This is a genomic window from Devosia sp., from assembly GCF_039927955.1.
GTDB lineage: Bacteria > Pseudomonadota > Alphaproteobacteria > Rhizobiales > Devosiaceae > Devosia.
Genome location: NZ_JBDSUA010000012.1, coordinates 1 through 19,326, shown reverse-complemented (window position 1 = coordinate 19,326; position 19,326 = coordinate 1). Strand labels below are relative to the sequence as shown.

The 19,326-nt window shown below is 61.5% G+C and carries 16 protein-coding genes and 1 other RNA gene; 13 read left to right on the top strand and 4 right to left on the bottom strand.

All coding sequences use genetic code 11. From position 1 onward, the window contains the following. Positions 1–394: 394 nt before the first annotated feature. Positions 395–2,575, top strand: coding sequence for an FdhF/YdeP family oxidoreductase (locus ABIT12_RS04810; protein WP_348040685.1), 2,181 nt, complete (start codon positions 395–397; stop codon positions 2,573–2,575). A gap of 174 nt (positions 2,576–2,749) precedes the next feature. After that, positions 2,750–3,847: a methyl-accepting chemotaxis protein gene (locus ABIT12_RS04805; protein ID WP_348040683.1), complete on the top strand. Its 1,098-nt coding sequence runs from the start codon at positions 2,750–2,752 to the stop codon at positions 3,845–3,847. A gap of 6 nt (positions 3,848–3,853) precedes the next feature. Here ABIT12_RS04805 and ABIT12_RS04800 read toward each other — a convergent pair whose 3' ends face one another. From ABIT12_RS04800 to ABIT12_RS04790, 3 genes are all read right to left on the bottom strand, one after another. Continuing rightward, entirely contained in the window at positions 3,854–5,182 is a 1,329-nt protein-coding gene (locus tag ABIT12_RS04800; protein ID WP_348040680.1) for a pitrilysin family protein, read from the bottom strand. Further along, complete coding sequence (locus tag ABIT12_RS04795) at positions 5,179–6,555, bottom strand: pitrilysin family protein (RefSeq protein ID WP_348040676.1); 1,377 nt, start codon at positions 6,553–6,555, stop codon at positions 5,179–5,181. The genes ABIT12_RS04800 and ABIT12_RS04795 overlap by 4 nt, the downstream gene beginning before the upstream one ends. An 82-nt stretch (positions 6,556–6,637) precedes the next feature. Further along, positions 6,638–7,537, bottom strand: a complete 900-nt coding sequence (locus ABIT12_RS04790; protein WP_348040674.1) for a biopolymer transporter Tol — start codon at positions 7,535–7,537, stop codon at positions 6,638–6,640. A gap of 197 nt (positions 7,538–7,734) precedes the next feature. Here ABIT12_RS04790 and ettA point away from each other — a divergent pair, with 197 nt between their 5' ends. From ettA to ABIT12_RS04770, 4 genes are all read left to right on the top strand, one after another. Then, positions 7,735–9,390: an energy-dependent translational throttle protein EttA gene (gene ettA / locus ABIT12_RS04785; RefSeq protein WP_348040672.1), complete on the top strand. Its 1,656-nt coding sequence runs from the start codon at positions 7,735–7,737 to the stop codon at positions 9,388–9,390. Positions 9,391–9,541: 151 nt separating this feature from the next. Further along, complete coding sequence (locus ABIT12_RS04780; protein ID WP_348040670.1) at positions 9,542–10,561, top strand: LLM class flavin-dependent oxidoreductase; 1,020 nt, start codon at positions 9,542–9,544, stop codon at positions 10,559–10,561. Positions 10,562–10,612: 51 nt separating this feature from the next. After that, the gene (locus ABIT12_RS04775; RefSeq protein ID WP_348040668.1) at positions 10,613–10,936 is read left to right on the top strand and encodes a hypothetical protein; all 324 of its coding nucleotides are present in this window, start codon (positions 10,613–10,615) and stop codon (positions 10,934–10,936) included. Beyond that, positions 10,936–11,775 carry an alpha/beta hydrolase gene (locus ABIT12_RS04770; protein ID WP_348040666.1) on the top strand — a complete coding sequence of 280 codons (840 nt, stop codon included), beginning with the start codon at positions 10,936–10,938 and terminating at the stop codon, positions 11,773–11,775. The genes ABIT12_RS04775 and ABIT12_RS04770 overlap by 1 nt, the downstream gene beginning before the upstream one ends. 141 nt (positions 11,776–11,916) lie before the next feature. Here the strand turns inward: ABIT12_RS04770 and ABIT12_RS04765 are convergent, their stop codons facing one another. Next, on the bottom strand, positions 11,917–12,363 hold the full coding sequence (locus ABIT12_RS04765) for a host attachment protein (protein ID WP_348040664.1): 447 nt from the start codon (positions 12,361–12,363) through the stop codon (positions 11,917–11,919). Positions 12,364–12,510: 147 nt separating this feature from the next. Between ABIT12_RS04765 and rarD the strand changes: the two genes are divergently transcribed. The 7 genes from rarD to rnpB all read left to right on the top strand — a co-directional run bounded on the left by rarD (position 12,511) and on the right by rnpB (position 19,110). Beyond that, positions 12,511–13,437 (top strand): EamA family transporter RarD, encoded by a 927-nt coding sequence (gene rarD / locus ABIT12_RS04760; RefSeq protein ID WP_348040662.1) that lies wholly within the window; start codon positions 12,511–12,513, stop codon positions 13,435–13,437. A 173-nt stretch (positions 13,438–13,610) separates the two neighbouring features. Further along, positions 13,611–14,735, top strand: a complete 1,125-nt coding sequence (locus tag ABIT12_RS04755) for a DUF2336 domain-containing protein (RefSeq protein WP_348040660.1) — start codon at positions 13,611–13,613, stop codon at positions 14,733–14,735. A 255-nt stretch (positions 14,736–14,990) separates the two neighbouring features. After that, positions 14,991–15,962, top strand: a complete 972-nt coding sequence (locus ABIT12_RS04750; RefSeq protein ID WP_348040658.1) for a metalloregulator ArsR/SmtB family transcription factor — start codon at positions 14,991–14,993, stop codon at positions 15,960–15,962. A gap of 2 nt (positions 15,963–15,964) precedes the next feature. Next, on the top strand, positions 15,965–16,861 hold the full coding sequence (gene metF, locus ABIT12_RS04745; protein WP_348040656.1) for a methylenetetrahydrofolate reductase [NAD(P)H]: 897 nt from the start codon (positions 15,965–15,967) through the stop codon (positions 16,859–16,861). A gap of 135 nt (positions 16,862–16,996) precedes the next feature. After that, on the top strand, positions 16,997–17,818 hold the full coding sequence (locus ABIT12_RS04740; protein ID WP_348040654.1) for a hypothetical protein: 822 nt from the start codon (positions 16,997–16,999) through the stop codon (positions 17,816–17,818). Positions 17,819–17,929: 111 nt separating this feature from the next. After that, positions 17,930–18,679 (top strand): DnaJ family molecular chaperone, encoded by a 750-nt coding sequence (locus tag ABIT12_RS04735; protein WP_348040652.1) that lies wholly within the window; start codon positions 17,930–17,932, stop codon positions 18,677–18,679. Positions 18,680–18,717: 38 nt separating this feature from the next. After that, positions 18,718–19,110: RNase P RNA component class A (gene rnpB, locus ABIT12_RS04730), an RNA gene on the top strand. Positions 19,111–19,326 lie beyond the last annotated feature (216 nt).

The following is a 19,326-nucleotide window of genomic DNA, read 5'->3' as shown; positions in this document are numbered from 1 at the left end:
GTTTTGGTTGCTGCATAAGTGCGGCTGGGCGGGTGACCCACGGCGATCTTTGCGATAGATATTGTCCACCGAAGGTTTCGCCTTCGGCAGAGGTTGTTTGCACCGACTGCCTCGGCCCCATGCCTGAAACACGGCGTGGGGCTTTTGCATTTGTCGCCAGTGGCTTGATCACAATGGACAATGTGGGGGAACCGACCTGCTGCTGAGCCGTTCATTCAGCAGCAATCCAATTCAGTGGAATTTGACGGTTTGCGATAACCGTCATCCGAGCGGTGGAAGCTGCAAAGGCTGACGCTCCTTTGTGGCCTCTCCGGTGGGGCGCGAGTCTATGGCTCGCGCCCTTTTCTCTTGCGAAACGCTTTCCAGTCACAACAATAGTGCGTTGGAGGAAAGCATGGCCCATATGGATAAGCAGATCGTCGGCGGCGGGCCGAAGAAGGTATTGTACACCTTGCAGACGGTGACCCGCATGGGTCTGGGCAAGGCGGCCAAGGCGCTGACCTCCAAGAACGCCTGCAAGGCCTGTGCCTATGGCATGGGCGGCCAGCGCGGCGGCATGACCAATGAACTCAACGAATTCCCATCCGTCTGCAACAAATCCGTGCAGGCACAGTCGACCGATGTGCAGGCGGCGATTCCACATGAAGTGTTCGAGCACGAGCTTGCCGATCTGCGCGAGTTGACCGGCAAGGAGATGGAGCATCTCGGCCGGCTCGGGACGCCGATTTTCAAGGCTGCAGGCAGCCAGCGCTATCGCGTTGTCGATTGGGAGTGGGCGATCGCCCATGCGGCCGAAAAGCTCAAGGCCACCGATCCGGCGCGCAGCTTCTTTTATTCGTCGGGCCGGTCATCGAACGAGGCGGGGTTTATCTTTCAGCTCCTGGCCCGCGCCTACGGCACCAACAACGTCAACAACTGCTCCTATTATTGCCACCAGGCCACCAGCGAGGGGCTGGCGACCACCATCGGCAAGGGCACTGCCAGCGTGGAGCTGGAGGATTTGACCGGGGCCGATCTGATTTTCGTGATCGGCGCCAATCCGTCGTCCAATCATCCGCGCTTCATTCACATGCTCAAGAACTGCCGTGAGCGGGGCGGGCAGGTGATCGTGATCAATCCGGCCAAGGAGCCGGGCCTGGTCAAGTTCGCGGTGCCGAAATCGCCGTCCTCGATGCTCAAGGGCGGCAGCGAGATCGCCTCGGACTACCTGCAGCCGCGCATCGGCTCGGATATCGCGCTGATGAAGGGCATCGCCAAGGCTGTAGTCGCGCTGGGCCTGGCCGATGACAGCTTCATTGCCGCTTACTCCAATGGCTTTGCAGGCTACAAAGCCGATCTCGATGCGTTGGGGTGGGACGACGTCACCGCGGCCTGTGGCATTTCCCGCGATGAGATCGAACATATCGCGCGCCAATATGGCAGGGCCAAAAACGCGGTGTTTGCCTGGGGCATGGGCATGACCCATCATCTGCACGGCGTCGCCAATGTCGAGGCGATTGCCAATCTGGCGTTGCTGCGCGGCATGATCGGCAAGCGCTTTTCCGGGTTGTTGCCGCTGCGCGGGCATTCCAATGTGCAGGGCATCGGCACCATTGGCGTCAAGCCGGTGTTGGCCAAGGACGTGCTGGCCAAGATGGAAACCGCCTTCGGCATGAGGTTCCCGGAGGAGAAGGGCATGGACACCATGGCCTGTCTCAAATCTGCCGAGCGGGGCGAGATCGACAGTGCGGTGATCATGGGCGGCAATCTGTGGGGTGCTACGCCCGATACCGCCTTTGCCAGCCGCGCCGTGGAGGCCATCGGCTTCAAGCTGTTTTTGACCACAACGCTGAATATGGGCCACGTCAATGGTCTGGGCGAGGGCGAAGTGCTGGTTCTGCCGGTGACGGCGCGCGACGAGGAATGGCAGCCGACGACGCAGGAGTCGATGTTCAATTATGTGCGCCTCAGCGATGGCGGCATTCGCCGCCTGTCCAATGTGCGCCCGGAGAGCCATATTCTGTGCGATATCGGCAAGCGGGTTTTGCCCGATTGCCCGATCGATTTCACCGCTTTTGCGCAGCACAGCAAGGTGCGCGAAGCGATTGCAGCGATTGTGCCGGGGCTCGAGCAATTGGCCGATATCGATGTGGCCAAGCAGGAATTTCACATCAAGAGCCGGGTAATGCATACGCCTGTATTCGGCACACCGGATGGTCGAGCGCACTTCGTGGTGACGCCGCTACCGGCCGCCCCGATCGGGCAACTCAGCATGGCCACGGTGCGTAGCGAAGGTCAGTTCAACACAATTATCTATGAAGAAACAGATAGTTACCGCGGTGGCGCCGGGCGCGATGCGGTGTTCCTCAATCGTGACGACATGGCGGCATTCGGCGTAATCGAAGGCGCGCGCATCACGGTGGCGTCGGATACGGGCCGGATGACTTGCGTTGTCAAAGGCTTTGATCTGCCGCGTGGCAGCGCTATGGCATACTATCCCGAGGCCAATATTCTGGTGGGAACTGCTGTTGATCCGCGCAGCAAGACGCCGGCCTTCAAGTCGATATCCATTCGATTAGAGAACGCCCTGCCATAATTGCCTGGAACCAAATCTCCCGTCGCAACAATTTATTTACCATATCGTCACATCTGCCACGCTAGATTTGCTCAATGCTGTCTGCCCTGAAGGATCGGGAGGTCTGTGCAAAGGAACTTTGCGCAGTCGACCGCGCCTCCCTTGGGGCACCAATGGTGCAGTTGGGATGAGCGCATGAGTGTAACTGAAAAAGCGGCGGTGGCAGCCTCGCCACGCGCCATGCGGGTGGTGATGGACGGCATTAGTGGCGAGCTGCAAAGCTATTCCACATCCAATCAGCAGATCGTCAAACAGACCAAAATGGTGGCCATCAACGCCATTATCGAGGCCGCACGTGCCGGTGATTCAGGCAAGGGCTTTGCCGTGGTTGCCGATGAAGTGCAGCGCCTTGCCGATCGCGCCGCCGATATCGCCGTACGCTTCCAGGAAATCCTGCTTGGCCGCATCGCTCTCAGCCGGTCGATGTCGGAATCGCTGGTTGAGGAAATGGAAGGCGCAAGGCTGATTGATCTGGCGCAGACGCTGGTGCAGTTGATCGTGCGTAATCTTTATGAACGCACCGCCGACGTGCGCTGGTGGGCCACCGATACCGCCTTCTGGGTGGCGCTGGAAGCAGGCGACCCTGACAAGATGAAATTTGCCGCGGACCGGCTGGCAACGATCAACCGGTTCTACAGTGTCTATGGCGATCTGGTGCTGACTGACCTGCAAGGCCGCGTCGTCGCCAGCGCCAACCCGAAATATGCCCGTGAGATTGTCGGCGCCGATATGTCCCGCGAACCCTGGTTTCGTGCCGCTCGCGCCACCGCCTCAGGCGATGATTATGTGGTTGGCGAGGTCGAGGTCAGCCGGCTGCATGGCGGGCGCGAAGTGCTGGTTTATGGCACCGCCGTGCGCAGCGGCGGCCAGACCAATGGTAAAGTCATCGGTACGCTGGGCGTGTATTTCGATTGGCAGGACCAGGGTCACGCCATTGTCGAGAAGGAGGCGGCTTTGCCGCCACAGGTCAAGGCGCGTACGCTGGTAATGCTACTCGACCAGGCCGGGCGCGTGATCGCCACCTCCGATCCGGAGCTGCTGTTCAAGCCGTTCGACCTGCGCCATCAGGATCTGGCGCGCGGCAGCTATTACGACGGTTCGGGCAATATCGTCGCCTTTGCCAAGACCCTCGGCTATCAGGAATATGACGGCTTGGGCTGGTGGGGCGTAGTGATCCAGAAGACCGAGCAGGACGACCAGATCCGGCAGTATCTGGGGTTCAAGGCGCCGTAAGGGCGATCAAGGCTTGGGCGGTGCTGCCGGACCTACGGTCAAAATCGTCGGTTTGACGCCCAGCAGTTGTTTAGCCACTGCCTTCACGTCGTCGATGGTCACCGCATCGATCAGGGCGGGCCGGCGCTGGAGGTAGTCGATGCCAAGGTGTTTTTGCTGCAGGCTGACCAGCACCGAGGCAATCGCGCCTGAATTGCCCAGATTGTTGATGGCATAGCTACCGATGGCATAGGTCTTGGTGGCGGCCAGTTCCTGGGGCATAGGACCGTCCTTGGCGAGGCCCGCAATAACATCCTGCATGACCTGCAGAGTTTCGGTTGCGCGGTCGGCCCGGGTCGAGGTGCCCACGATCAGCATGTCGGCATGATCGAGGTTGGCGATCGAGGAGGTGGCGCCATAGGCCAGCCCGCGCTTGTCGCGGACTTCGGTGAAGAGGCGCGAGCCGACATCCGAGCCGCCCAGGATTTCATTCATCAGGTATGCGGCAAAGAACTGCGGATCGTCGCGCTTGAGCGCGGGGTAGGCCATGTAGATCGAGGTTTGGGGCAGGGCATATTCCACATGCAGGTCGCGGCCATAAGCCACGTTCAGGTCGGGCGTGGACGAGATTGACGCCTTGTCCGGAAGGCCGGAAAAGATCTGGTCCAGCACCGTCTTGAGCGTTGCCGCATCGATGGCGCCGACCACGCCGATCGTCAGGTTGTCGCGGGCGAAATTGGCCTTGTAGAACGCACGCAGGTCAGCCGCAGTAACGCCAGCAAGGGTTTGGGCGGTGCCTTCGAATTTGCGGCCATAGGGATGGGTCCCATAAATCGCCTTGCTCCAAGCCTCTTGCGCCTTGGTCTGGGGATCACGCTCGCCGGCCTGGATGCCTGCCACGATCTGGGCGCGCATGCGATCGATCGGGTTCTGATCAAAGCGCGGCGACTGGATCGCCATGGTCAGCAGCGAGACGGCCTCATCGCGCTGATCGGCCAGCATGCGCATGCCGCCACTGATGCCATCGACACTGGCGGAAAAGCCCATTTCGGCGCCGGCAGCATCGAGACGGATCTGGAACGCATCGCTGTCGAGATCGCCGGCGCCTTCATCGAACAAAGCCGTGATCAGGTTGGCGAGGCCTTCCTTGCCGGCCGGGTCCTGCGTACTGCCGCCATTGAAGGCGAAGCGGATGGTGATGAGCGGCACGGAATAGTCTTCGACCAGCCAGGCATGGATGCCCTTGGGCGAGGTCACATCCTGGAAGGTGACGTCGGCAGCGGCCGGCAGCACTGCGATGGCGCTGATCGCGGCAATCCACAGCGGCAGCAGGGGACGGATGAGGCGCGCGATCATTTGCTTGCTCCTACGGCGTCGGCTGGCGGCAGCAGATAGCTGGTGACGCCGATGGCAGGGTCCAGATATCGCTTGGCGACGTCCTGCACCTGTTGGGCGGTGACGGCCTCGATGCGATCAGGCCATTCGGCGATATCCTTTATGGTCAGGCCGACCGCCAGTTCACGGCCATAAATATTGGCCATGTCGGACTGGTCGTCGCGCGCAAAGATGATGGAGCGCACAAAGCGGGCCTTGGCCGCTGCCAGTTCATCGGCGGTGACGCCGTCGTTGAGGATTTCGGCGACCTCCGCCGCGACCGCTGCCTCTACTTCGGCCAGCGTGTGTTTGCCTTGTGGCACGCCATAGAGTGCGAACGTGCCGGGGTCATAGCCCGATCCGTCATAGCCGGCCCCGGCATCGACGGCGACGCCGGATTTGACCACCACGTCCTGATAGATGCGGCTGCGCGTGCCGCCGCCGAGAATTTCTGCGAGCAGGTTCAGCGCCTCGGCTTCACCCGGCTGGGCAATGCGATAGGATGGTACTACCCACGATACCGAATAGCTGGGCAGGCTGACCCTTGCATCACGCATGGTCACGGTGCGGCTGGTATTGTGTTCTGGCTCCGCAGGACGATTGCGTGGCGCCAGATCGGGGCCGCGCGGCACCTTGCCGTAGGTCTGCTCCGCCATTGTGCGAATGGCCGCCGGGTCGACGTCGCCGGCAACCACTAGGATGGCATTGTTGGGCGCGTAGTAGAGCGTGTAAAAATCCACCGCATCGGCGCGGTTGAGCTGTTCCATTTCCTGCTCCCAGCCAATGACCGGGATGCGGTAGGGGTGGTTCTGATAAAGCGTTGCCTGGGTTTCTTCCTGCAACAGCGCCTGCGGGCTGCCGTCGATGCGCTGGCGGCGCTCTTCAAGCACGACATCGCGTTCGGAATTGATGACCTCGTCGGTCAGCACCAGTCCGCGCATGCGGTCAGCCTCGAAATCCATCATGGTGCCCAAGGCGCTGGGCGGCACGGTCTGGTAGAACGCGGTGTAGTCATACGACGTGAAGGCATTTTCATTGCCACCAACAGCAGCGACGGCGGCGCTGAATGCACCGGCGGCGTGCTTGCTGGTGCCCTTGAACATCAGGTGTTCGAAGAAATGGGCGATCCCCGATTTGCCTGGCGGCTCGTCAGCGCTGCCGATCTTGTACCAGACCATCTGGGTGACGATCGGTGCGCGATGATCCGGAATAACCACTACTTGCAGCCCATTGGCGAGGGTGAAGTCAACGACTGCTTGTTCGACGGGCCGGTCCTGGGCCAGCGCAGCGGAGGCGGCGAGCACGATCAGGCTCGTTCCGAGGATGATGGTTCGGCTCAGTCCGTTCAATATCATTGCAGCACTCCTCGGACCGCTGTCTGGCATGGTTCGGCCCGGCGGTCACCATGCCCAAGCAAATGTGACGGGAGCGCGGGGGTTAGCCCTTGGGATAGGCGACGTAAGCCAGCAGCCGGCTGTCCGGCGCCCATGAATTGACGTTGATGGTGCCCTGGCCGCCGAAAAAGCTGGTCAGGGTTTTTTGGCCGCTGCCGTCTGGCGCCATCAGCCGCAATTGCACGTCCTTGTCGGCCGGATGGCCCAGCGTGCCGTGCGGAAAACTCAGGAAAGCGACGGTCTTGCCGTTCGGCGACAGATGCGGGAACCAGTTGACCTGCCGGTCGAAGGTCAGTTGCTCCAGCTCGGTGCCGTCCTGCCCATTCATGCGGAAAATCTGGGCGTGGCCGGGGCGGCTGGCGGCGCGTTCGGTGTTGAAATAAATCCAGCGCCCGTCCGGCGAATATTCTGGCCCGTCATTGGGCATGTCCATGTCGGTCAGCCGCGTATCGGGTCCGCCGGCAGCGGGAATGGTGAAGACATTGATCCGCCGTTCGGCGCCTTTGCCCTCGATTGCCACATAGCTCAATGTCGTCCCGTCGGGCGAAATGCCATGCAGGTAATAATGGAACGGGGTGCGATGGGTGTTGGAAACCCGCCGCGGCGTGCCGCCTTCGAATGGCACGGCATAAAGATGCCCATCGTCGGAGCTGACATAAATCGTCGTTCCGTCGGGGGCCAGCACGTGGTCGTTATTGAGATCGGCCAAGGGCGCGGTGTTGATTTCCGCCGGCGTGCCGCTACCATCGGCCGCCATCCGGAACAGTTTGCCGCCGGCATTGAACACCAGAAACCGCCCATCCGGGGTCCAGTTTGGCGCTTCGATCACCTCGTCGGCGGTCAGCACAATCTTGGTGCCGGCCGTCACGGTGTCGATAATCGTCAGTTCGGCGCGCTGTCCGTGGGCCAGCGTGCGGCCACGGCGAGGGAAGCTGAAGGTCATGGTGTGTCCGGGGGAGGGGGACGATGGGGTCAGCCTAGCCGAGCTATTGATGCTTTGCCATCGGGGCGCTGGCAAAATTGTCACGCGGCGGGGCAGGGGTGGCTTATTGCCGCCCGGATCGCGGAGGTCCATTGCCCGAAGCGGGGCGATGTCCTAAATACGGGCCAAATTCAAATCGGTTACGGGGTTCGCAGCCTATGGCTCGCCAGTTCATCTATCACATGCACGGAATGTCCAAGGCCTATTCGGGCGGCAAGAAGGTGCTGGATAATATCCATCTCTCCTTCTACCCCGATGCCAAGATCGGCGTGCTCGGCCCCAACGGCTCGGGTAAATCGACCCTGCTCAAGATCATGGCTGGCATCGATACCGAATTTGGCGGCGAAGCCTGGCTCGCGCAGGGCGCCAAGCTCGGCTACCTGTCGCAGGAGCCAGATCTTGATCCCGCGCTGAATGTACTTGGCAACGTCATGACCGGGGTCAAGGAAAAGAAGGCTGTTATCGACCGTTACAACGCGTTGATGATGGACTATTCCGACGAGACCGCCGACGAAGCCTCCAAGCTGCAGGACCAGATCGACGCGGAAAACCTGTGGGACCTGGAATCGCAGGTTGAAGTGGCCATGGAAGCCCTTGGCTGCCCTCCCGGCGATGCCGATGTCACCAAGCTCTCGGGCGGTGAACGCCGCCGTGTGGCGCTGTGCGCGCTGCTGCTCTCCAAGCCCGACCTGCTGCTGCTCGACGAACCCACCAACCATCTGGATGCCGAAACCACCGCCTGGCTGGAACGCCATTTGCGCGAGTTTGAGGGCGCCGTGTTGATCATCACCCATGATCGCTATTTCCTCGACAATGTCACCGGCTGGATCCTTGAACTCGATCGGGGTCGTGGCGTGCCGTACGAGGGCAATTATTCCGCCTATCTGGAAGCCAAGGCCAAGCGCTTTGCGCAGGAAAAGTCCGAGGATTCGGCACGCCAGAAGGTTTTGGAGCGCGAACGCGAATGGATGGGCCAGTCTCCCCAGGCGCGCCAGTCCAAGTCCAAGGCCCGCCTTAAATCCTATGAGGAACTGGTCAAGCTCAACGATGCGCGTACCCAGTCGACCAGCGCCCAGATCATCATCCCGCCCGGCGAACGCCTGGGGCAGAACGTCATCGACATCGAAGGCCTCAGCAAATCCTATGGTGATCGCCTGTTGATCGATAATCTGACCTTCAAGGTGCCGCCCGGCGGTATCGTCGGCATTATCGGCCCGAACGGGGCGGGCAAGACCACTTTGTTCCGCATGCTGACCGGGCAGGAAACCCCTGACGCCGGTTCGGTGACCGTCGCCGAAAGCGTGCATATGGGCTATGTCGACCAGAGTCGCGACAGCCTCAATCCCAACAAGACTGTCTGGGAGGAAATCTCCGAAGGCGACGAAGTGCTGATGCTGGGCAAGCGCGAGATGAACTCGCGCGCCTATGTCTCCACCTTCAACTTCAAGGGCGGCGACCAGCAGCAAAAAGTCGGCAATCTCTCCGGCGGCCAGCGCAACCGCGTGCATCTGGCCAAGATGCTCAAGAGCGGCGCCAACGTGCTGCTGCTCGACGAACCCACTAACGACCTCGACACCGAAACCCTCGCCGCGCTCGAAGAAGCGCTCGAGGAATTCGCCGGCTGCGCCGTGATCATCAGCCATGATCGTATGTTCCTCGACCGCCTGGCGACTCACATGCTGGCCTTTGAAGGCGACAGCCATGTGGAGTGGTTCGAGGGGAACTTTGCGGACTACGAGGCGGACAAGGTGCGCCGGCTGGGCGCCGATGCGGTGAACCCGAAGCGGGCGACGTATAAGCCGCTGACGCGGTAGGCTATTGGTCGCGGCGAAAGCTGCGCCTTTTCAGTGAACAGTGTGTCCGTGTCGGTACGGGGCACGGTTACACTCTTGATCCTTGAAGCGACGGTTGGGCGCGGCTACCTCGTTGAGCACGCGCTAACCTCCATCATCTGGAAGCTCCACCATGAAAAATATCGGTTTCCTTTCCTTCGGTCATTGGTCGCCGTCGCCGCAGTCGGGCACGCGCTCTGCGGCCGATGCATTGCTCCAATCGATTGATCTCGCGGTGGCCGCGGAGGAACTTGGTGCGGATGGGGCTTATTTCCGGGTGCATCATTTTGCGCGGCAGTTGGCGTCGCCGTTTCCGCTGCTGGCGGCCATTGGTGCGCGGACCAAGAAGATCGAGATCGGCACGGCCGTGATCGATATGCGGTATGAAAACCCGCTGTATATGGCCGAAGATGCGGGGTCTGCCGATCTGATTGCCGGGCAGCGGTTGCAGCTGGGGATCAGCCGTGGCTCGCCTGAGCAGGTGATCGATGGCTACAAGTATTTTGGTTATGCGCCGGAAGAGGGCAAGACCGATGCCGATATGGCGCGGGCACAGACGCAGGTTTTGCTCGAGGTGCTCAAGGGCAACGGCTTTGCCGAGCCCAATCCGCGCCCGATGTTTCCCAATCCGCCCGGTGCGCTGCGGCTGGAGCCGCATTCGCCCGGCCTGCGCGACCGGATCTGGTGGGGCGCTGCGACGACGCCGACGGCGCAATGGGCCGGCACGATGGGGATGAACCTGCAAAGCTCGACGCTGGTGTTCGATGAAAGCGGCAAGCCCTTCCATGTGCAGCAGGCCGACCAGATCCGTGCCTTTCGCGAGGCCTGGACTGCGGCGGGGCACACCCGCACGCCGCGCGTTTCGGTCAGCCGCTCGATCTTTGCCCTGGTCAACGACAAGGACCGCATGTATTTCGGCAATAACAATGCCGAGGATCAGTTCGGCTATATCGAGCCGGAAAAGCGCGCCGTGTTTGGCCGCTCCTATGCCGCCGAGCCGGACAAGCTGATCGAAGAGCTCAAGCAGGATACCGCGATTGCCGAAGCCGATACGCTGTTGCTGACGGTGCCCAACCAGCTTGGCGTCGAGTATAATGCCCATGTGATCGAGATGATCCTCAAGCATGTGGCGCCGGGGCTGGGGTGGCGGTAGGCGGCTGACGCGCGCCGTTTGCTGCGCTAAGGTCGGAAGCAGGAGACCACCATGAAAACTCTGCTCGGCGCCCTGGCGCTTGCCCTGTTGGCCACTGCTGCGGCGCTGGCCAAGGACGCGACCTGTTACACCACGGTCGATGGCGAATATCCGTGCGTGTTCAAGGCCACTGCGAACGACGGGAGTTTCATGATTTCCGGGCGGGGCAAGCCAACGTTTTATCTGAACATGGATACGCCCGGCGTGGCGTTCGGCGCTGCCGATTTCGGCGGCGAAGGACATACGACCAATTTACCTGGAACCTATACAAGGTCCGAAGACGACCCGGCCTGTTGGGAAAACAGCGATACCGATACGGAAATTTGTGCGTGGTAATGAGTGCATTCAAGCATCAGGTCAGCGGCACGACGCTGGCCTGCTTCGAAACCGGCGAAGGCCTGCCGGTGATTTTTCTCCACGCCGGCGTCTGCGACAGCCGGATGTGGGAGAGCCAGATGGCCGAGGTGGCGGCGGAAGGTTTTCGCGCCCTGGCCTATGACCGGCGCGGCTATGGCGAGACGGTTTCCGAGGACGTTGCATTCAGCCATCTGGGCGATCTGGAAGCGCTGCTGGCGGCGCAGGATATTCATGCGGCGATCCTGGTCGGCTGCTCCATGGGTGGCGGCCTCGCCATGGATTTTGCGCTCAAGCATCCGGGCCGGGTGATTGGTCTGGTGCTGCTGGGCACTTCGGTGACCGGTGCGCCATGGGAATCCAAGGGTGTCGAACAGGCCATCGAGATGGCGGAGGAAGACGCCTATGAGCGTGGCGATCTAGATATGTTGAACCGGGTGCAGGCGCATGAATGGCTCGACGGGCCGCGCGCCAATAGTGGCCGCATTGGTGGCGACGTGCGCGCGCTGTTCCTCGATATGAACGCCAAGGCGCTGAACCAGCCGGCGCTGAACCATGAAATTGCCCGGCCGGAGGCCTATAGCCGCGCCAGCCAGATCAATGCGCCAACGCTGCTGGTGGTGGGGGACGAGGACTTTTCGGCGCTGATCGAACGGCACGAATACCTGTCCGAAGAAATGCCCAATGCCTTTGCCGTGGTGCTGGAAAACGTCGCGCATATTCCCAGCATCGAGCGCCCCGATCTGTTCAATCCGCTGCTGCTGGAATTTCTCGATACCATCATGGGCGGCGACGCCGATGATGAGGACGACGAAGCGTAGAAACCAGTGTGGGTGAGGATCGGCCTTCGCGCATTGATTCAACACCTTAGTAAACTGATTCAACTGCTTGCCGGAATACATCAACGCCCTGCCGGGTTGAATCCGGGCAGGGCGTTAAGTGCTTGATTTCAAATATGTCTACTAGACGGCCAGAATACCCTCAAAATGCTTCTGAAGTTGCGCCGTCGGCAGGTTGGTCAAATCCTTGTCCAGCTCCGCCAAAACGGTGTCGCGCACCGCCGGGCTGATCGCCTTGCGGATGACGCCGAGCGCAATCGGCGAGGCGGCAATCACCAGGCGGTCATAAGCGCCGTCGTGCAGTTGCCGGCCGAGCATGTCGGCCAGGGATTTGACGAACTCGGCTTCGCGATATTGCACCGGGTCGGTCTTGGGCTCGATGGCGCTGCGCTGGCCTGACGATGAGGCGCCGCGGCCGGGTCGGTCGGCCATGATTTCCTGCGCCTGCAAAGCCGGCATCGAGAAATCCAGTCCATCCACTTGGCGCAGCCCGGTTCCGGGGCCGGTGTTTTTGAGAACGCGGGCCTGTGCGCCATCGGCGAGAAGAATCCAGGTTACCGTCTTTTTCATTTTGCTTGCTCCGGTTTTGGCTGCTGCTGCCCTCTCAAATGCAACGTCCGGATGGGCAAAAGGTTGGCGGCGGTCATCACAAAATTGCGGGTAGGCGATCACAAACCTTGATTGGCCGCGGCGGCGCGCGGCTGGTACGAGACCGCCATGACCACATCCGAAGCCGTTGCCGAATCCGCCGCACCTGCCGCCGTCGATGTGCGGGGCGGGGTGATTGCCGCCCTCAGCGCCTACTTCCTGTGGGGGTTCCTGCCGCTGCTGTTTCACGCCATGGAAGGCGTCGGCCCGGTCATGATCGTTGCCGAACGCACCATCTGGTCGCTGGTCCTGGTCGGCGTGATCCTTTTGGTCACCGGCAAGATGGGCGAAGTGCGCGCCGTGCTGGCCGACGGCCGCAAGGTGCGGGTCATGTTGCTGTCCGCCGTGCTGCTGTCCGGCAATTGGCTGCTCTATGTCTGGGCCGTGGAAAGCGGGCAGGTGCTGCAGGCCAGCTTTGGCTATTTCATCAACCCGCTGGTCAATATCGGCATCGGCATGGTGCTGCTCGGCGAGCGGCAGAACTTCTGGCAGACAATGTCGATTGCCGTCGCCGCCGTGGCGATCCTGCTGCAATCGGTCGGCCTAGGCGGCATCCCGTTCATTGCGCTGGGGCTGGCATTCTCGTTTGGATTTTACGGCTATTTCCGCAAAACTGCGTCGGTCGGCTCCACCACCGGCTTGTTTGCCGAAACGCTGATGATTGCGCCGGTGGCGCTGATCTATGTGATCTTCCAGATCGCGACAGTGGGCACGGCGCAATTCACCGATCCGCTGCAGTTGACGCTGTCGCTACTTACCGGCCCGGCCACTGCGGTGCCGCTGTTGCTGTTTGCCTATGGGGTGCAGCGGCTGCGGATGACCACGATTGGCATGTTCCAGTACATCGCGCCGTCGATCCAGTTCGTGCTGGCCATCACGGTGTTCGGCGAACAGCTCAATGCGACCCGGCTGATCAGTTTTGCCCTGATCTGGGTATCGCTGGCCATGTTCAGCTGGAACAGCTTTCAGCAGCGTGGCAGGACGGCGCGGGCATAGCGGGTCGCTCTGAGTGCTCCGCAATAATGGGCGTTCAACGTCCGCGCGCGCTTTTGCGTGGGTAGAAATGCCGACAATTTGAATTAAATCGCCCCGCGAGTTTTCAGCGGACCTGATCATTCGCCTGTCAATCTGACACTCAACAGCAAGGCTTGATCGGGGAGAGGGCGAACATGAGCGAACTTGACGAGGGCCAGAAGGCGTTTGCCAGCTTTCGCGTATTGACCGGGGAGGCCAATTTGTCGGAACGGGACCAGTTGTTCCGCAATACCGCGCAATTGTTTGCCTACGTGTCGGATCGCTGCGACGACGAACAGGTCGCCCAATATGATGACGTGCTGTGCCATCTGGCCGAACTGGTCGAAGTTGAAGCGCGCACTCACGTTGCCAAGCTGCTGGCGCCGCTGGAGCGCGCTCCGGGCACTGTGGTGGTCAAGCTGGCCAATGACATGATCGATGTGGCCCGCCCGCTGCTGGAATTTTCCAATGTGCTGTCCGATGACGATCTGATCGATATCATCGGCAATCGCACCGAGGCCCATCGGGTTGCCATTGCTGGCCGTTTCAAGTTGCCGGACCGCGTCGGCGAAGCCATTGTCGATAATGGTGGCACTGCTTCGATCAAGCGCCTCGTGCGCAATACCAATGCCGAATTCGGCCACTCCACGCTGGAAAAGCTGGTGGCTCGGGCCACCGCCGATGTCGAAATTGCCGCCGATTTGCGCGGTCGGACCGATATCGACTGGCGCTCGCTGCGCGGCCAGATCGACACCGTCGCCGGCAAGGTCATGCAAACCCTGGGCGTGGTGGACAAACGCGGCGAACCATCGGCCGAAAGCACTGTCAACGCACTGGTCTATAATCGCCTGCGCAACCGCGCCGGCTTTTCGGCGACCGAATGGAAGGTGGCCTATAATCAGGTCAAGGCGCTCAGTGATCGCCGCCATCTCGACAGCAAAGCGCTGGCCCGGTTTGCCCGCTTTGGCTATGGTCACCACGCGGCGGCGGCCCTCACCGTGATGCTCAAGGTCAGCCCGGAAGTGCTGATCAAGTGGCTGGCGGCGCAGGATTATGTGGCGATCACCGTGGCCCTCAAGGCCGCCGGCCTGAGCCCGGACCTGTTCGAGGCCGTAGTGGCGACCCTGCCGTGGCGCGACCTGCCCACCGAGCAGGACAAGCGCAATATCGCCGTGCGCTTTGAAACCATCAGCCACGATGAAGCCAGCGGCATCTTCGATCTCTGGCGCGCTCACGCCTTCCGCCGTCGCCAGAACCAGGATGAGCGCGCCAGCGCCTAAGCGCCGGGAAAGCTGCTGTTTGAGGTGCCGCGCTCTCACGACCACCGGCCCGACACCTCCCCCTTGATGGGGGAGGCCGGGAGGGGGTGTGCGGAGTCGCCGTGTTCGGGCTTGCCCGCCCCCTCCCTTGATCCCTCCCCACAAGGGTGAGGGTGCCGACTGAAATAACAGTGCCTCTGAAGTCTCTGTCGCCCAAATCCTCTAGACCTTCCCTCGCAACACATATAAAGATATCTTTATATGATGTGAGGGGCGATGGTTGAGCTGAATACATTGGTCGGGGTGCTGAAGGCGGCAGGGGAAGATACCCGGCTGCGGCTGTTGGCGTTGCTGGCCGAGGGCGATCACACCGTCAAGGATCTTACCGAAATTCTGCGGCAGAGCCAACCGCGCGTCTCCCGCCATCTCAAACTGCTGGCCGATGCGGGGCTGGTGCGGCGTAATGCCGAAGGCGCCTGGGCCTATTATGGGCTGACGCAGGAGGGTGACGCGGCGGCGCTGGCGCAATGGCTGGTGGCGCGCATCGACAATGACGCCACTCGCAAGCGCGATCGCGAGCGGCAGAACGCCTCCCGCGCCGCCCAGCAGGCCCAGGCTGCCGACTATTTTGCCAAGGTCGCTGGCAGTTGGGACGAGTTGCGCGCGCTGCACGTGCCGGAATCGGCGGTGGAAGCCGCCGTGCTTGAAGCGCTGGGCGGCCGCGCCGTCGATCTGCTGATTGATCTGGGCACCGGTACCGGGCGCATGCTCGAAGTGCTGACCGGGCTCTACAAGCGCGGCATCGGCATCGATTCCAGCCGCGAAATGCTGGCGGTGGCTCGGGCTAAACTGATTGCCGCCTCGATCGGCCATGCGCAGGTGCGCCTGGGTGATATCGCCGAGCTTGACCCAGCCATCGGCCCCGCCGATGTCGTGGTGCTGCATCAAGTGCTGCATTATTTCGACGATCCGGGCCGAATGCTGGCGCAGGCCAAACGCCTGCTCAAGCCCGACGGGTCGATCCTGATCGTGGATTTTGCGCCGCATGACCACGAATTTCTGCGCGCTGAGCAGGCCCATCGCCGCCTCGGCCTGTCCTCTGCCCAGATGGATGGATGGGCCGCGGCGCTCGGGCTGCGCGTAGCGCTGGAACGCGAGTTTCCCAGCGGCAGCGGCGCCGATGGCCTTACCGTTTGCCTGTGGCGACTGACCGCCACTGGTTCTTCAAATACTCAACTGGATAGATGACGATGTCACACGACCATGACCGGGCCAGCCGGCGTTCTGCCAAGGACCGGCCCGAGCTGCAAATCTCGTTCGAATTCTTCCCGCCCAAGACCGATGTCATGGAGGAAAAATTCTGGGACTCGATCCACAAGCTGGCGCCACTGAAGCCGCGCTTCGTGTCGGTGACCTATGGGGCAGGCGGCTCGACCCGCGAACGCACCCTGCGCATGGTCTCCAAGGTCAAGACCGATACCGGTGTCGATGCTGCAGCGCACCTGACGTGCGTCGGCGCGACCCGCGACGAGGTCGATGAGGTCGTGCGTGGGTATCAGGCTGCGGGCATTTCCCGCATCGTCGCGCTGCGTGGCGACTCCCCGGCAGGGGTCGGCATGCCGTTCGTGCAACATCCGGGGGGCTATGAGAACGCGGCCGACCTAGTGGCGGGCATCCGTCGTATCGGCGATTTCGATATTTCGGTTGCCGCCTATCCAGAAAAGCATCCACAGAGCGCCAATTGGGATGAGGAAATCGACAACCTGAAGCGCAAGCTGGATGCGGGCGCCACGCGGGCCATCACCCAGATGTTCTTCGACAATGACGATTACTTCCGCCTGCTCGACCGGGCGGCGGCGGCGGGGATTACTGCATCGATCGTGCCGGGTATTCAGCCGATCCACTCGTTCAAGCTGATTTCGAGCTTTGCCGCCAAATGCGGCGCGTCGATCCCGCCCTGGCTCGCCAGCCGGTTCGAGGGGCTCGACGATGATCCGGAAACCCATGCGCTGGTGGCGTCGGCAGTCGCTGCCGAACAGGTGCTTGAACTGGTCGATGCCGGCATCACCGAGTTTCATTTCCTGACGCTTAACCGGTCCAATCTGGTGCTGGCTTTGGCCCGGCTGCTGGGTCGACGACCGGACTAGCGATCACGGAATGAATTTCGTTCAGATACCGTTCAGATCGATGGCCGTATCGTGTGATTCGAGCATGGTTCACACAATGGCCACTAACTTGCGTTCCGGTGTGCGCGGAGCGAATCTCGGTACGGGGCGCGTAAAATGCAGATGAACGGGAAGATCACCAACGGGCTTGCCTGGGCCGGCGTCATCGTCGTCGTCGGGGTGCTTTCGGCTGACTTTGTCACCTCGCGCTTTGCCCCAAGTGCCAGTGTGGTCGCTGAAGCGCGCGTGCCGGACGTGTTCCCACTGCCGGCGAGCGCACGGCCAAAACCCGTTGCGGTCGCCGAGGCGAGCAAGCCGGCGGTCGTGGCCAGGCCCGCGCAAGCTATTGAAAAACCAATTCAAGTCGCAAATAGCGCGGTGGTCAATGACTTCCTCGCCACGGGCAAGAAGCTGCCGTCGTACATTACTGATGCCACTCAGGCCGTGGCGACGCCGGCCCAGCCGGTGGTAACCAAGCCAGCCATTGCGCAGCCCGCGCCGGTGCAGACCGCGGCCATCCAGTCGCAGGCAGCAGCGATCGATCCGATCCAGGTCAGCTCGATTGCGCCGCACAAAATCGCTCCGGTGCCAATGCCACTGTCGATGCGCCCGACTCAGGCCGAAGCGCCGCTGATCATTGACCAGACCACCACGGCCTCGATCCAGAAGCCGCGCATCAACTCGCCCGTGCCGCAGATCGATATGCCCAAGCCGCCGACCGATATTGTCAGCGCCGATGATCTGCAGGATTGGGAAACCGGCCCGCTGTCCGAATTTCTGGTGCGGCAGCGCGGTGGCGGACAGGCCAGTTCGCAATATGATGCCGATGGCTTCTTTCTTGGCGACGGCCCCAATGACCGAAATCCGCGCCCGCATACGCGTGACCGCAATCTCGGCCCGGTCCGCAGCAGCGCCCAGTACAATTTCTTCAGCGACTGAGGCAGGCCTGCCGTGACGATGTAGCGGTGGACCGTTTGGTCCGCAGACGTTATCCTGCGGCAAATCACGATTGGCAATGATGCCTTTCACCGGTTCGGTCAGGAGGCTGCCATGACGTTCTGTTGCGTGCGCAAGCCCGAAGACAACCCCGATATCTGGCACAAGCTGGCCGATTTTCTCGGTTCATTCTCCCGTCGCACCGGCCTTGCCGGCTCGGTTGCCAATATTCTTGATCCCGACACCTGGCTGCCCGGCGGGCGCGATGCGGCCTTCACCTTGGCGCTGATTGCTCTGGCCGCCAAGATGGCGATGGCCGATGGCGCGGTGACCGCATCCGAAGTGCGCGCTTTCAACGCCACTGTGGAAGTGGCTGCCGCCCAGCAATTGCAGGTCGAAAAACTGTTCAACCTGGCCAAGCAGGACGTGGCTGGCTACGAACACTATGCTCGCAAGATCGGCCGCTTCTTTGCCGATAGCCCGGAAACGCTGGAGCATGTGCTCGACAGCCTGTTCTTCATCGCCACTGCTGATGGCATGGTGCATGAGGCCGAGCTGGAATACCTGAAATCGGTCAGCGATATCTTCGGCTTCGACGAGGCGCGGTTCGAGCAGATGGCAGCCCAGCATGTGATGCTGGAAGCTGGGGTCGATCCCTATATGGTGCTGGGGCTATCGCCCGATGCCAAGCCCGAGGAAGTGCGCCGGGTGTATCGCTCGCTCGTGGCGGAACATCATCCGGACCGGCTGATCGCCCGCGGCGTTCCGGGCGAATTGATCGATATCGCCACCGCCCGCATGGCCTCGATCAACCAGGCCTACAACGCCATCACCAAGCCGCCGCAGCCTAAACTGATCTCTTGAGCTTGCCGTTGCGGCAATCCCTGTCTAAAGCTGCGCTGCCAGTTGACCGGGTGGCCGCTGTCCAGTGGGTAACTGCTGGATGGAGGAAAGTCCGGGCTCCATCGAAACACGGTGCCGGATAACGCCCGGCGAGGGCGACCTCAGGGAAAGTGCCACAGAAAGTAAACCGCTCCAGCATGCTGGAGTAAGGGTGAAAGGGTGCGGTAAGAGCGCACCGCGGACCTGGCAACAGGGACGGCACGGTAAACCCCACCGGGAGCAAGACCAAATAGGGATGACGCGGGGCTTCGGCCCCAGCCGGTTTTGAGGCCAGATCATCCGGGTTGGTTGCACAAGGCGTCCTGGCAACAGGCGTCGCAGATGAATGGTCACCACGTCCGCAGCTTCGGATGCGGGCCCTACAGAACCCGGCTTACAGGTCAACTGGCGTTGATCCTTTGTCAAAAAAGCACCCCCCCCTCCCTTCCCACAAGGGGGGGTGGGCGTTGTGCATTGGCTCGATTGTGCAAAGCACTCGATGTCACCCTCCCCCTTGTGGGGGACTGTTCACTTTGGACTCAGTTTGAGATTTCGGTTGAAGAACAGGGCAAGTGTCACGTCGAGCATCTGAAGTGTTTTGGAGGCGCGTTTGGATCGGCGGGTGAACC

What these genes read in the sequence shown, in the direction of transcription:
- ABIT12_RS04810 (WP_348040685.1), top strand. Translation starts at nt 395, where the DNA reads ATGGCCCATATGGATAAGCAGATCGTCGGCGGCGGGCCGAAGAAGGTA.
- ABIT12_RS04805 (WP_348040683.1), top strand. Translation starts at nt 2,750, where the DNA reads ATGAGTGTAACTGAAAAAGCGGCGGTGGCAGCCTCGCCACGCGCCATG.
- ABIT12_RS04800 (WP_348040680.1), bottom strand. Translation starts at nt 5,182, where the DNA reads ATGATCGCGCGCCTCATCCGTCCCCTGCTGCCGCTGTGGATTGCCGCG.
- ABIT12_RS04795 (WP_348040676.1), bottom strand. Translation starts at nt 6,555, where the DNA reads ATGATATTGAACGGACTGAGCCGAACCATCATCCTCGGAACGAGCCTG.
- ABIT12_RS04790 (WP_348040674.1), bottom strand. Translation starts at nt 7,537, where the DNA reads ATGACCTTCAGCTTCCCTCGCCGTGGCCGCACGCTGGCCCACGGACAG.
- ettA (WP_348040672.1), top strand. Translation starts at nt 7,735, where the DNA reads ATGGCTCGCCAGTTCATCTATCACATGCACGGAATGTCCAAGGCCTAT.
- ABIT12_RS04780 (WP_348040670.1), top strand. Translation starts at nt 9,542, where the DNA reads ATGAAAAATATCGGTTTCCTTTCCTTCGGTCATTGGTCGCCGTCGCCG.
- ABIT12_RS04775 (WP_348040668.1), top strand. Translation starts at nt 10,613, where the DNA reads ATGAAAACTCTGCTCGGCGCCCTGGCGCTTGCCCTGTTGGCCACTGCT.
- ABIT12_RS04770 (WP_348040666.1), top strand. Translation starts at nt 10,936, where the DNA reads ATGAGTGCATTCAAGCATCAGGTCAGCGGCACGACGCTGGCCTGCTTC.
- ABIT12_RS04765 (WP_348040664.1), bottom strand. Translation starts at nt 12,363, where the DNA reads ATGAAAAAGACGGTAACCTGGATTCTTCTCGCCGATGGCGCACAGGCC.
- rarD (WP_348040662.1), top strand. Translation starts at nt 12,511, where the DNA reads ATGACCACATCCGAAGCCGTTGCCGAATCCGCCGCACCTGCCGCCGTC.
- ABIT12_RS04755 (WP_348040660.1), top strand. Translation starts at nt 13,611, where the DNA reads ATGAGCGAACTTGACGAGGGCCAGAAGGCGTTTGCCAGCTTTCGCGTA.
- ABIT12_RS04750 (WP_348040658.1), top strand. Translation starts at nt 14,991, where the DNA reads ATGGTTGAGCTGAATACATTGGTCGGGGTGCTGAAGGCGGCAGGGGAA.
- metF (WP_348040656.1), top strand. Translation starts at nt 15,965, where the DNA reads ATGTCACACGACCATGACCGGGCCAGCCGGCGTTCTGCCAAGGACCGG.
- ABIT12_RS04740 (WP_348040654.1), top strand. Translation starts at nt 16,997, where the DNA reads ATGCAGATGAACGGGAAGATCACCAACGGGCTTGCCTGGGCCGGCGTC.
- ABIT12_RS04735 (WP_348040652.1), top strand. Translation starts at nt 17,930, where the DNA reads ATGACGTTCTGTTGCGTGCGCAAGCCCGAAGACAACCCCGATATCTGG.